Raw genomic sequence first — 13,411 nt, 5'->3', positions numbered from 1 at the left:
AAGGATTGACGGCGCTAATCCGGCATAGCTTGCCTGATAATTGATGATCGAATGCCGATTACATCAATCATACATAAAACTTTCCCGGCAGAGGTATCTTCCTCTGTCGATCAGGCACGCCAACTTGTTTAAAAAAACCTGTCACTCCACCAAGAGCAAAGACATCGGTACATGGTAGCGCTATCTACTAGCGTGCGTTCGCGGGTGTCAACCCGATTGGTCTGGTCGTCTAAAAAAACTGGTTGTGCCGGATGCCGAACAATCGCCTTGCCCATTCTGAGCTACCGACCTTCCGCCGGGCTGGCAGCGGTCCGACGCGTTGCCGCAATCGTCCATAATTGGCGTCTCGGCGGCGGAATGGGGGTGGCTGCTATACCCGGCGCGACGGGCGCGCGGCGACGTTGTGGGCCAGTTGAGCCCCTCTATTCTCCGATCATCGTGAGCCACCGGCCGGCGATTTCGCCCGGGAGGTTACAGGATCAGACTTTAGGACATTCGCCTGACCGCAACATTCGAGACTTTCACGCGCCCGCCGATGGCACTTAGCTGAAGCCCGGTCGCGGTCACGGGGGCGGTGATCAGTTCCGACATCGATGCCGCCCCATCGTTCAAAAACACTTCCACCGAGCCGGAATCGATGAACAGACTGATGGTCGCGGTACCAGTGGAAAAATCGCAGGATACGCTGCGATCCTGCCGCCATGCGCTGACATCCGGTGCGTTCGGTCCGTCGGCGTCGCGCTTCAGCGAAACCATATTGTCCTGCGGCACGAAAGCGATCTGCGTAGAGACCCCCTCGCCTTTCCGAACCGACAAGCACACTCTGGCAGGCCAGTTTTCCCCGATGCGGGTCAGCGTGACATCGATACGGCAAGCGGCCGCGCCGGCCCCTGCCGGCCACGCATAGTCCGAACCTTGCGTGATCGTTTGATCCTGCCCGAGGAGAGTCAGATCGAAGACGGAGTTCTGCGCCGCCAGCGGCGTGCTCAACAGCCGCGGGACTGTCCCGACACGCTGCAGCCGCAGCCGGCGGACAAGGCTGAGTTGCCCGCGATAGTCGTGAGTCACCGGGATCTTGTTCACATAATCCCAGTTGCTCATCCACGCTATCGAATAGGCCGAAGCGAGCGGATCGGCTGCCGCCGGGTCCGTCCAGACAACGGCGGCATAGAAATCGGCGCCGCCGTCAAGCCACTGACCGTCCGGAGCGGTGGGCGTGAACGTGACCCCGTCGAAATCCCCCACCCAATACCATGTTCCGACGGTGAACCCGCGCTTGGTGCCGTTTCCGCCCACCAGCAATATCCATTTGTCTTCCGATGTCTTTCCATCCGCATCGTACAGATGCAGCTTGAACAGGTGCGAACATTCCATGATGCGGCCAACGGCATCGGAAGCGAAGCCGCTGGCATATGTCCACTGCCGCAAGTCCGGTGACGTGTAGAGTCCGATCTTGCCCTCTTCCGAAAGCGTCATCACCCAGCGGCGCGTCGGCGCGTGCCAGAACACTGTGGGATCGCGGAAATCCTTATGGCCCGGATAATTCGGCAGGACGATACCGTGAAAGGTGAAGCTGGCGCCGCCGTCCAGCGAGTACCACAAGGCGCAGGATTGGTTCTGCCCGCCGGCATTTGGCGCCGGCATGGTGACGAGAGTGACCAACGCGCCCATGCCGAACCCGGCGGTGTTATCGCTATCGATAACGGTGCTGCCGCTCCAGACATCTCCGAACGGAGTCGTGTTGCGATGGATCGCGATGCCTTGATCCTGCCAGGTGACAAGATCCTTGGAGGTCCAGCGCCGCCAGTTGGTGCCGCCAACAGGATAGGTGGGGTTGTAGAGCGCCCACAGCACCCAGCTGTCGCCGACCTTGAGCGGGCGCTGGGGATCGTTGATCCAGCCACCGGCCGGCGCGGCGATATGGTAGCGCGGGCGCACATTCGGCGCAGCGGGTGTGCCGCTGACAGCAACGCCGGGCGGGGTCGATGCGCGCGGCGCCGTGCCGCTGCCAGCCAACGCCCGTCCACACGACGCCAGCGCAGGAAGGGTGGTGATCATGCCCAGCGTCGTGCGTCGCGTGTACGATGTTCCGCTCGTCAATGTCCTGGCTCCTATCCGCATTTGCTCGGCGCGCCATCGCGTCCGGCCCGTGCCGCGACAGCATCCTGGCGGGCGCGGACGAAGATCGAAAAGCCCCGTGCAGCACGGGCTTGGCGCGCTGCACGGGGCCGGACACTACATCTTGAACCGCACGCCGAGGCTCATGTAGCGGCCTTCGACCCGGAGATCGCGGCCGAAATATTGCGTCTCGTTATAATATCGATAGTTCTTAAACGGTTGCGCCAGGATGTTGCTGACGTTGGCGACGATGGAGATGCCTTTGATGGGCTCATAGCTCGCGGAGAAATCGAGCCGCGACACAGGCCGGACCAGTTCACCGGCGTATTGATCTTCGTTGATGGTGCGGTTGTAGCTGGTCGTATAGCCGGAACGCCAGTTGTACGAGAGGCGCGTCGATACCTTACCCTTTTCGTAGAAGCCGGTAAGATTGTACGCCCATTTGGAAAGGCCAGTGATCTGCACCTGCCGGTCATCCCCACCGAGCACCTGCGGCAGTGCGTTGGTGCCGTCCAGATACGTGCCGTTCGCCTGTACGCCGAAGCCCGAAAGCAGGCCCGGCAGGAAGTCGAAGAAGGTCTGCATCGAAACCTCCAGGCCCTTGATGCGCCCCTTGCCCGCGTTCTCGGGGCGATCGAGCTGAACGCGGCCGTAGATCGGATCGTTCACGACCTGGGTATAGTTGGCGATGAAGCCGTCGAGATCGCGGTAAAAAGCCGCGACCGATGCCGAGCCGTTCCTGGAGAAGTACCATTCCAGAGTGGCATCATAGTTCTTGGATGTCAGCGGGCGCAGGTTCGGGTTGCCGCCGGAGCCGCTTGCATCGAACTGTGGCGGGGAGCCATCCGGCCCCGGGCTGTTCGCGGTTATGTTGAGCGAAGGATTAAGCTGGCCGAATCCCGGGCGCGTCCGCGTCTGCGTGTAGCCCAGACGCACCTGCCACTGACGGGAAAACCGAATGCGGGCGATGGCGGATGGCAGGACGTCTACATAGTTTTGCCTGGTCGTCGTCGGCACGATGGCCGTGGTGCCGTTGCTGGCCGGCACGCGGCTGAACCCGCGATAGCTACCATCGGTGTTCACGACGCGCGCGCCGGCAGTACCGTCGACCTGGATGCCACCAAGATCGAACGCGAACTTGCCCTGTCCGTAGAATGCGTAGGTCGCCTCGCTGGCGGTAAAGCCGCCCAGCGGGTCTACCGGGATCGCCGCCGTGGCGTATTTCGTTACGGCATCACGGATGCCGGCATCGTTGGGGAACAGGATCGTTGCCCGCTGAACCGATTGATAGGCAAGCTGACGCAATGCCTCACTGTTGGCGATGATCGCGTTACGATCGGGTGCCAGCCAGTTCTGGAAGCGCTGGGGATCGTCGCGGAAGCCATCCGTGATCATCCCGAGCGCCCCGGTCGGGAGACTGGCGAGGGGGATGTCGAGGCCAGCGACGTACGCGTAACGGCTGTTGTTCTGGGACGATGCGTTGCGGTCACTCGCGCGGACGCCGAACTGAAGGTGCGGCAGGAAGCCCCAGTCGGTTTCGAGATCGAGATCGACGCGCCCCTGAATGCCGTCACCCTTCGCGACGAACTCCCTCTGGTTGTAGCCACGCCAGCGCGCGGTGTTCGGGTTAGTAATATCGTACCCGCCCAGATCGAACACCGCGGACCCGCGCGCGTCCCAGTCGACGTTGATGGTTGGGGCGGTGGCGAGTTGGGAGTCTACCGCGATCTCCGTCGCCTGGTAGCGGCTGTTGGTATAGGCGAAGTCGCCCGACAGCGTGGCGCGGCCGGTCTTCCACTTGAAGCCCAATGCGCCCTGATAGGTGTCGGTGCGATCGTCCTGCGCCACGCGCGAGAATTCGGGCACGTAGCCGCCGGTCTTGGTGAAGCTCGCCGCCTTGTCCGCCTCACCAGGCACCAGGACGACGTTGCTGAGCGTGGGGGCGACACCGTTCGCGTCACGCCGTTCGAAATTGACGTTGAAGGAGTCGCGCATCACGTTGCCGCGATAGGCCTGCCACAGCCCCTCGGCGTAGATTTCCAGGTTGGCGGACGGACGCCACTGGATCGTGCCGTTGACGGCGGGACGATGCCGGATGCCCTTCTCGTAGAAGTTGCCGGCGTTCGCCGGAAAGTTGAAATTGCCGACGCCGGGCGTGGTCACGTGGATGTCATCGGCAGGATCATCGAGGCCGAAGCCGCGCGGCGTGATCACGGCGGAATCGGCGTAGCGATCGGCATTGCGATAGGTGGTGCGCACATAGCTGACGTTCACCAGAGCGCCGATCTCGCCGATCGGCGTATCCCAGCGCTTCGTCAGCAACAGGTTGCCCGAGGGATCGAACGCCTTCGACTGGTCGTTGTACGATCCACGGATTTCGCCCGCGATCTCCGTGTCCTTCACGTCGAATGGTCGGCGCGACCGCAGGTTGACGAGACCCGCCAGGCCGGGTTCGATCAGGTCCGGCGTTCCCGATTTGTAGACCTCTATGCCCGCCGCGACCCCGGCCGGGAAATCCTGAAGATGCAGCACGCGGTCTTCGGCCGAGAAGAACTCGCGCCCGTTGAAGGTCGTGGCGACATCCGTCAGACCACGGACCAGAATGACACCGGCCTCGTCGTTGTAGCGTAGGACGGTGACGCCGACGATACGCGAGATCGCCTCGGCCGCGTTGTTGTCCGGCAACTTGCCAATGTCATTGGAGACGATCGCGTCGACGATCGAATCCGAGTTGCGCTTGACCTCCTGCGCGGAGCCGAGGGCTGCGCGATAGCCGGTGACGACGATATCGCTGGCGGCGTCTGCCTGCGGATCGCTGGCCGGAGCGCTGGCGGGCAGCGGATCTCCGACCGGCGTCTGGGCGGCTGCGGTTTGATTGGCTGCGGGAGACGAATTCGTCTGCGCCGATGCGGAACCCGCTACGATCAATGGAATCACGGCCGTAGACGTCAACAGAGCGTGGAAAGTCCTCGTCATAAAGATCCCCTCTTTTATCACGTTTGGTTTGTCAGATGTTGGTGATCGGGGCCTTTAAGCCCCGGACGGTCAGCTTGGAGCCGACATGGCGGCTGCCTTCGGCACGAGAAACGTCATGGTCATTTGGACGCGGTGTTCACCGCGCCTCCGTTCATCGTCCATGCGGTGAGCTTCATTTGCGCGACGCCGTTTCGCGAGGACGCGCTCCATTGCAGCGGGCCACCGCCACGGAAGAACCGGTCGGTGATCGTGCGCTCACCGTCGTTGATGAAGACTTCGAGGATGGATTCGTCGGCCAGCACGCGCAGCTTCACCCGGCGCGATTTCAGATCGACCGGAGCGACGTGGCGGTTGGCGAAGCCATCGTGGAAGTGCGGCCCCGAGCGGGTCCGGTCGATGAAAACCTCATCCACGCTCGGGTTGACGCCGATGACCGTCTGATAGCCTTCGCCGTCGGTGAGGGCGATCGCCACCTGCTCGGACGCGCCGGTATCAAGCTCGAACTCCAGATCGACCGATCCGCCCTGGACCGGCAGCGCGGTCGCGGTTTCGTTCAGCGTCGCGGCAAAGGTCTGCCGGCTGCCGTGCAGAGACGCCACCTCCCGCACGGGCGTCTGCGCGATGCGATAGCCCTCTGCCGACTTCCTGAGCGTGACTTGCCGCGGCACGGTCATCAATCCGCGCGAGGGCCACGTCGGGATCGCCTCGGCGTACCGCCAGTCGTTCGCCCATCCGATCCAGATGCGGCGTGGATCGTCCTTGGGGAGATCGTTCCAGGATACGGCGGCATAGAAGTCCGCCCCATAGTCCATCCACTGCGTATCGCCCGACCAGCCGGGCGCGGGGGTGAAGCGCGTGCCGTCGAAATCGCCGACGAAATACTGCCCGCCCGAACCGCCACCAATGGCGTTGTCGCCAAGGTTGATGCCGAGCACCCAGCGTTTCTCACCCGGCGCGCCACCCTCCACGGGCAGCTCGAAGAGATCCGGGCATTCCCAGTTCTTGCCCCGCCCACCAGCCGGCCCGAAGCTGCTGGCGAAGGTCCATTGCTTGAGATTGGGCGAGGTGAAGATGACGGCACGGTTCTCCAGCGCCATCACCGCGACCATGACCCAGCGCTTCGTGGCAGCGTGCCAGAAGACCTTCGGATCGCGGAACTCGGGCGATCCCACACTCAGCACCTCGCCATGTACGGTCCAGGTCCGCCCGCGATCATTGCTGTAGGCGACGTACTGCGATTGCAGCTTCGCCTTGGGATTGTGGCCCGTGTAAACCGCGATCAGCGGCGGCTTGCCGTTGCGACCGAAGCCGCTGGTGTTGTTCCAGTCGACCACGGCACTGCCGGAGAAGGCCATGACATCGCGGGTTTCGGGAATGGCGATGGGCAGTTCCTGCCAATGCACCAGATCGCGGCTTACCGCATGCCCCCAGTTCATATGGCCCCAGCGGTCACCGTGGGGATTGTACTGGTAGAAAAGATGGTATTCACCATCGTAATAGACCAGCCCGTTGGGGTCGTTCATCCAGTTCTTCGCTGGCGCGAAATGATAGCTCGGACGCGGGTCCGGGCGCTGGGCTGATGCCGAAACCGAAGCCGTGAGCGCCATGCCGGCGGCCAGCAAGATCGCGATCGTCTTCATGCCGCGGCTCCACGCAAATTCATGTCTTCCAGGGCGACGCCATTGGTTTCGGGCATCATCTTCCACGCCCAGACAAACTGGAGCAGCATCATCCCGCCGAAGAAGGCGAACACCCAGCCGCCAACGGCACTCGCGACGACCGGGAACAGCCAGGTGATGATCGCGGCCATCACCCAGTGCGTCGTCGAGCCCAGCGCCTGCCCCTTGCCGCGCACCGAGCTTGGGAAGACCTCGGAAATGAACACCCAGATGACCGCGCCCTGGCTGACCGCGAAGGCGGCGATGAACGCGAGCAGCCCCGCCAGGATCAGCGTGCCGTCGGGCGCCGCGCGTTCGAGCTGCCAGCCGACCAGAAGGAGCGCGCCGGCGCAGATGATCGAGCCGACCAGAAGCAGCGGCTTGCGGCCGAACCGGTCGATGAGGAAAAGCGCCAGCGCGGTGAACAGCAGGTTGGTGCCGCCCACCGCGACCGACTGGAGCAGCGCACTGTCCGCGCCTGCGCCGGCCAGTTCGAAAATGCGCGGTGCGTAATAGAGCAAGGCGTTGATGCCGGAGAGCTGGTTGAACATCGCGATCGCGATCGCGCAGGCGACTGGCAGCTGATGCGATGCCTGGAAAAGACGCGGAACGCCCTTGGCGGCTTCGCGCCGGTCCGCGGCCTCGATACGGAGCAGTTCGGCATGCGGATCGCTGAAGCCGAGGCGCGTCATCACGGCGACCGCCGGATCGCGGCGCCCGCGTATCGCCAGCCAGCGCGGGCTTTCGGGAAGGACAAGGATCACCACCAGGAACAGGACGGAGGGCACCGCGACGATGCCGAACATCCAGCGCCAGGCCGTTTCGGGCGGCAGCGTTTGCGCGATGATATAGTTGGACAGGAAGGCGATGAGGATGCCGAGGACGATGTTGAGCTGGTTCATCGCCACCAAGCGCCCACGGAACCGCGCCGGTGACACTTCCGCGATATAGATCGGCGTCACGACGGAGGCCGCGCCGATCGCCACGCCGCCGAGGAAGCGGAACGCGATCAGGATGTACCAATTGTGCGCCAGCCCGGTGCCGAGCGACGAAAGCACGTAAGCGATGGCGACAGACAGCATGATCGCTTTGCGCCCATAACGATCGGCCGGCGCACCCGCGACGAGCGACCCAAGGACGGTGCCGATCAGGGCCGAGGCGACGGTAAAGCCCAGGGACGCTTCGGTCAGCGCGAACTGGGTCTGCAGCGCGCCGGTCGCGCCGGAAATCACAGCGGTATCGAAGCCGAAGAGAAGACCGCCGAGCGCGGCGCCCGCCGCGCTCATCACGATCGCAGGCGTCGCCCGGGCGTCATCGACGGCACCGACATCGTCGGAGCTTACAACGTTATGCATTGACGGTTTCCGCTCTGCTGGAGGGGGTTTCGGTAATCGCCCAGTGCATCGGCCACTGACGCGTCGCGGTGCGATATGCGAGTGCGAGGGCGCCGGTCAGACCGGCGGACGATCCGGCGGTCGGCGCGGCGACATAATCGTCCATGTCGATCGAGCGCATGCTTGCGTCGTAGCCGGCGAGCTTCTCGGAGAGCGCCCGACGTACCCGGCCATACATCTGCGGCTGCATCACGCCGCCGCCGATGATGATGCGATCAGGACGCACGGTATAGGTGAGCGTCGCACACAGACCGGCGAGGTAATCGGCTTCGATAGCCCATGCCGGGTGATCGCTCGGCAGCGTCTCCGCCGGCACGCCCCAACGGGCCTGCATGGCCGGACCGCAGGCAAGACCTTCCAGACAGTCACCATGATAGGGGCAGATTCCGGCAAACCGATCGTCGCCCGGCGCGCGCGGCAGCTTGATGTGGCCCACCTCCGGGTGGTTCGCTCCGCCGTGCGGGGCGCCGTTGATCAGCAAGCCCACGCCGATGCCGGTCCCGACCGTCACGTAGCAGAAGGTGTCCAGCCCCTGCCCGCTGCCGAAAAGCCGTTCACCGACCGCCGCACAGTTCACGTCGGTGTCGAGCGCCATCGGTGCGCTGATGGTGCGGCGGAAATGCGCGAGCAGATCGACGTTTTGCCAGCCGGCCTTCGGCGTGGACGTGATGCAGCCGTAGTCGGATGCGACCGTGTTCAGCGACAGCGGCCCGAAGCTGCCGATCGAAAAGGCCGAGAGTGGTCCGTGCTGCCGCGCAGCCTCCGAGAAAAAGGCGCTCGCCGCGCCCAGCGTCTGCGCGGGCGTCGTGGTGGGAATACGGGTCTGCATGAGCGTCGAGCCGTCGCGATCGGCGATGGCGCAGAGAAACTTGGTTCCGCCAGCTTCGATGCCGCCGAGCAGCAGCGCATCCGTCATCGCAGCGCACCCGCGTTTCGATGCGTGCCGATGATGGTTTTAGAACGAACAAACACCGAATCCCCCTCCCGATAGCTGCCGCCGGATTCGCGGTCACCAGACTAAATCTACTGATGAGATTTAGTCTGTCAAGCACGCTCGGGAACCGCGCGACGTTGGAGGGCTCCTGGGGTCAGTCCTTCTTGAACAGGCTGGCGAGGTCCGGCGCGAAGCTGGCATGGAGCGGGAGCAGACCAGCGCCCACGGCTGCGGCGACGTTGCCAAGCGTGCCATTTCGAATTTCTGGCGCGAAGAAGTCGGGTGGTGCATCCGTGGAGAAGTGGCGTCGCAGACCGCTGGCGATCTCTTCCAGTCCCGCGGGCGGAAGCGCGCCGTCGATGATAACCGCTTCAAGGTCGAGCAGGCTGTTGGCGCTGGTAACCGCCGATGCGAGCGCTGCGACGCATCGCCGCGTCCAGGCCGAACGCTCCTCGGCGCCAGCGTTCTGATCGAGCGCATACAGCGAGGCGTGATGAACCAAATAGTCGCTCTTGCCCCCAGCGCAGACCGGTATCGACGCGAGCGCCCCGGCGTTGCCATGCCGGCCTTGATGCACGCGGCCGCCCAGCACGAGGCCACCGCCAATGAACGTACCAATATTGATCGCGAGAAAATCCTGAAGATCAACGCCGGCGCCGCACAGCAATTGCGCAAGTGCCGCCGCGTTGCCGTCATTCTCGAAATAGGCCGGCCATGCGAGTCCGGCCTGCAACCGATCGGCCACGTCGGCGCGGCGCCATTCATCGGCCTGATCGATCGATATCCCGATCTCGTTCCGCCATTCTCCGAGGAACCACGGCATTGCCACACCAATGCCCATGAAGGCTTCGGCACTGAGCAAGGTGGTAGATCCAAGATGCTCGTCGATAAACGCGTTGACGTGCCGCAGCACTGTGTCGATCGACGGGAAGCTGCCGGCGTGACGGCAAACCGCTTTCCGTTCACCATCGAAGTCCAGCAGGACGAGCGTGGTGTCGCCACGTCCCACTTCGACGCCGACGGTATATCCGCGCTTACCGTTGATCCGATAGATCGTCGCGGGCTGCCCCATGCCGCCGGTGCGCTTGCCGGCCTGAAACAAAAGGCCGCCCTCATCCAGTTCATCGACGATACGCACGACCGCCTGAGGAGACAAAGCCGTCACGCGCGCGAGTTCCGCCTTGGAAGCGCCATTCATGCGTCGCACGGCCGACAGGATCAGACGCTCGTTGTAGCGTCGCATCCCGCCGGCGTTCGTTCCCCTACGCATCCTATCCATAGCGTATCCTTATTCGTTCAAGCCTGGTGCGCTATGCTGGCGCGCTGCATCGTCCAACCCGCATCGGATCGGTTTCGGGCTCGCACGGACCGGGCCGGAAAGCGAGGGCGTGCGACGTTTTCCGGCCGATCCACATTTTCCGTGGGCGGTTAAGCGCTGCGACCATAAGCTCTCAACCGGGATCGTGTGCGCTTCACCGCGTGGCCGGCGCACCATAAAGATCGGGTGCGCCATCGAACCTGACGTCGATGCGATCGAGGAGGAAGCCGGGGTCGAGGGCGACGATGCGAATGCTGTGACTTCCCTTGGCAAGCTGCGAGAGAAACAAAGTCCGCTTCGCCGAGTTCGACAGGACGTTTTGCTTCCATTCGTCGCTACGGCCATGCGTATCAAAATCGAGCGTCCGCGCGGGGCCGTCATCGACCCGGACCGCAACACGCAGGCGGTTCGCGGAGGTCAGCGCGTGAACCGGAAGAGCCTCGACGACCAGATTGGCGTCTCCGCCGGTCGTCGCTTCGAACGTGTAGACGAGCGGCGCGCCGTCATGCTCGTCCTTGCGTGACGGGAGGTTCAGCCGGGAGCGCAAAAGCGCGCCGTGCGAGCCGAGGCCGGCGATCCGCTCCCAATCGCCGCTGGCGGTGGACGCCTCGGTCGCGGGAAGCGACACGATGCGGTCAACTTCGACCGCGCTCAGGCCCGCGCCCGGCGTCGCGAGTATGGCTGAGACCGGGAATGTCTGGTCACCGCAACGGATCGAGCCGCCTTTGATGGCTCCGTTCCCGTCATAGGAAAGAGCGATCCGCTGCTGATAGCCGTTGGCCGGTTGCAGTCTCCCGCGCGACGCCCCGGGCTGGAGCCCGGTCGCGCCGTCAAGCGACCATTCGAGCGGCTTGCCCCAAGAGTAGATCGTCAGCGCGTGGCTTGCCGGACGCCCGCTCACGAACTGCAACGCGCCGTCGTCGATCGCGCAGCCGGGCTTTTCTGGAAAATCCACCTTGGGGTACGCGGGTTCGGCGAACACGGGAAGCCGGCGCGGCGCCATGTCCATGATGTTGCGCCATTTGCCGCCAGCCTGGCGGTTGTACGTCTCGGTATCGGCGACGATGCGCGCATGTGCGGCGCGCGCCTCATCAGACAAGAGGTTCGCCACCGGCCGACCCTGACGGGCGTAGAGTGCGGCGAGATCGAGCTTGAGGTTGCGCGTGTTGAGATTGGCCGCGCCGCGCACCGGATACAGCACCAGTTCGAAATAGGCGTCGCGGCGGTCGGCTGGGATGCGGGAGGCCAGCGCGTCCGCGCGCGACGCCAATTCCGCATAGCGATCGATACGCTGCTGGGCCTCGCCCCCGCCCGACCGGACGTAGTCGCCGATACGGATCGGCGTGATCGGCTCGACCTGGCTGAACCCTATGAATTCCGGCCGCCGCTCGAATGCGAGATCGTAATAGTCGGTCAGGATGTCGGCGATCGGGCGCCCCAGCGCCTCCCCGAACTGCGCGCTGGCCCAGTCGGCGAGATGCGCCTTCGCCGGGCGGTTGAGCGTTTCGTGATCGAAAGCGGCATCGAGGAAATATTGGGTGAGATATTCGCCGGGTTTGATGTCCCCAACGTTCACCATCCAGATTTTGTGGGCGCCCATCGTCCACGCACGATCGAGTTGCTCGCGGATAAGCGCCGGATGGGTGGTCGCGAGCCACAGATAATCGTGGGGCCGCCCCCAATAGGAGATGTGATAATATAGGCCGGAACCACCGCCGCGCGCCTGCTCCTGCGGCGTTGGGAGTTGGTTGATATATCCGTAATTGTCCTCCGGCCAGACCAATGTGACGTCGTCCGGCACTTTCAGCCCCAGCGCGTAGAGGTCGAGCACCTCCTTGTAGAGAGTCAGCGCCTGCGGAATGGCGGTCGCCGGCCGGGTCTGGGCCTGCGAAAGCAGGTCGCGCTGGACGCCGATCGCCTCAGCCAGCGCGTCGCGCGCGACGGTGGGCGATGAGGCGCCTTCCATCTCGGAATCGTGCTTTCCCCGCAGACCGACGCTATAGACGTTGTCGAAGCCCTTCACCGCCTGCGCGCGATCGCGCCAGTATCGCACCATCGCGTCGCGGTTGGTGAAGAAGTTGAACGGCCCCTGCTTCGCCTCGTCCCACTCGCGCACATTGTTGCGCATGAGCGGCTCGGCATGGGAGGTGCCGACCACGATGGCATGGTCGCGCGCCGCTTCCGCATTGCCCGCGACCTGATAGAAGGGCTTCGTGCTCTCGTGCATCGCCGGCCAGATGAGGTTCGCCTTCAGGCGCCACATGAGTTCGTAGATGCGGCCGTACGTCTTGGGACCGATATCGCCAACCTCGGGCTCGAACGTCTTCGCCGCCCAAGGCTGGAGGCCCCAATCCTCGTCGTTCAGGAAGATGCCGCGATACTGAACCGACGGCGTATCCGACAGGCGCAATCCACCATCGACAACGACCTTGCTCCGCCTGCGCGGCGTAACGTCGGCCCACCACTCCCATGCGGAGACACCCATCTCGCGGGTAAGGTCGACGGTTCCCCAGATCGCGCCACGGGTGTCCGACCCGGCGATAACGAGATAGCGGCGCCCGGCATGGCTGCGGGAGGGGAGCGCCACGCGGAGATAGCGTTCCCACTGACCAGCGAGGGCCGAGGCGTCGATGCCAGTGTCCTTCACGACGGCATCGAGCAACCCGCTCCCCCTTCGGGCGATGACGACGCAGGTCGCCGCGCAATCGTCCAGTTTGGCGGAAAGACGGGGCTTGGCGCCGGTGACATGCTCCAGGTCGCCGGCCAGCATGGCGGCGGCGAGCGACAGGGGCTGGCCATCGCCATGCACGACCGTTGGGATGGTGCCGCTGTCGGAGAGCGTGACGTCCTGAGCGAAGGCCGGGGTCGCGACGATGGCGCTCGCCACCCCGCCGACGCCCGCGACCGACCGGAGCAGGCTCCGCAAGATGGTCGGTCGAGAGCCGCCTCGATTCAGCGGCGCACGTATGATGCTCCGGAACGGCGCGGACTCTGGATCGCCACACCGCCGGTT

The 13,411-nt window shown here is 64.2% G+C and carries 7 protein-coding genes; all 7 read right to left on the bottom strand.

Annotated elements, in window-relative coordinates:
• Positions 1-486: 486 nt before the first annotated feature.
• Positions 487-2,058: a glycoside hydrolase family 32 protein gene (locus tag J0A91_RS14615; RefSeq protein WP_169833149.1), complete on the bottom strand. Its 1,572-nt coding sequence runs from the start codon at positions 2,056-2,058 to the stop codon at positions 487-489.
• A 177-nt stretch (positions 2,059-2,235) separates the two neighbouring features.
• On the bottom strand, positions 2,236-5,094 hold the full coding sequence (locus J0A91_RS14610) for a TonB-dependent receptor (protein ID WP_069205516.1): 2,859 nt from the start codon (positions 5,092-5,094) through the stop codon (positions 2,236-2,238).
• Between the two features lie 119 nt (positions 5,095-5,213).
• Entirely contained in the window at positions 5,214-6,734 is a 1,521-nt protein-coding gene (locus J0A91_RS14605; RefSeq protein ID WP_083224685.1) for a glycoside hydrolase family 32 protein, read from the bottom strand.
• Positions 6,731-8,107: a sugar porter family MFS transporter gene (locus tag J0A91_RS14600; protein ID WP_169833148.1), complete on the bottom strand. Its 1,377-nt coding sequence runs from the start codon at positions 8,105-8,107 to the stop codon at positions 6,731-6,733. Before J0A91_RS14600 ends, J0A91_RS14605 begins: the two co-directional genes overlap by 4 nt.
• The gene (locus J0A91_RS14595; protein ID WP_069205515.1) at positions 8,100-9,062 is read right to left on the bottom strand and encodes an ROK family protein; all 963 of its coding nucleotides are present in this window, start codon (positions 9,060-9,062) and stop codon (positions 8,100-8,102) included. The genes J0A91_RS14600 and J0A91_RS14595 overlap by 8 nt, the downstream gene beginning before the upstream one ends.
• 172 nt (positions 9,063-9,234) lie before the next feature.
• Positions 9,235-10,323, bottom strand: coding sequence for an ROK family transcriptional regulator (locus tag J0A91_RS14590; protein WP_206364909.1), 1,089 nt, complete (start codon positions 10,321-10,323; stop codon positions 9,235-9,237).
• Positions 10,324-10,552: 229 nt separating this feature from the next.
• Complete coding sequence (locus J0A91_RS14585) at positions 10,553-13,324, bottom strand: glycosyl hydrolase 115 family protein (RefSeq protein ID WP_240502027.1); 2,772 nt, start codon at positions 13,322-13,324, stop codon at positions 10,553-10,555.
• Positions 13,325-13,411: the final 87 nt, after the last annotated feature.

Source organism: Sphingomonas panacis (genome assembly GCF_001717955.1).
GTDB lineage: Bacteria > Pseudomonadota > Alphaproteobacteria > Sphingomonadales > Sphingomonadaceae > Sphingomonas > Sphingomonas panacis.
The sequence above is the reverse complement of the archived record's forward strand: the minus strand, read 5'-3'. Positions and strand labels throughout refer to the sequence as shown.

Excerpts from the sequence above, each read along its gene's own strand:
- J0A91_RS14615 (WP_169833149.1), bottom strand. The coding sequence starts at position 2,058 with ATGATCACCACCCTTCCTGCGCTGGCGTCGTGTGGACGGGCGTTGGCT.
- J0A91_RS14610 (WP_069205516.1), bottom strand. The coding sequence starts at position 5,094 with ATGACGAGGACTTTCCACGCTCTGTTGACGTCTACGGCCGTGATTCCA.
- J0A91_RS14605 (WP_083224685.1), bottom strand. The coding sequence starts at position 6,734 with ATGAAGACGATCGCGATCTTGCTGGCCGCCGGCATGGCGCTCACGGCT.
- J0A91_RS14600 (WP_169833148.1), bottom strand. The coding sequence starts at position 8,107 with ATGCATAACGTTGTAAGCTCCGACGATGTCGGTGCCGTCGATGACGCC.
- J0A91_RS14595 (WP_069205515.1), bottom strand. The coding sequence starts at position 9,062 with ATGACGGATGCGCTGCTGCTCGGCGGCATCGAAGCTGGCGGAACCAAG.
- J0A91_RS14590 (WP_206364909.1), bottom strand. The coding sequence starts at position 10,323 with ATGCGACGCTACAACGAGCGTCTGATCCTGTCGGCCGTGCGACGCATG.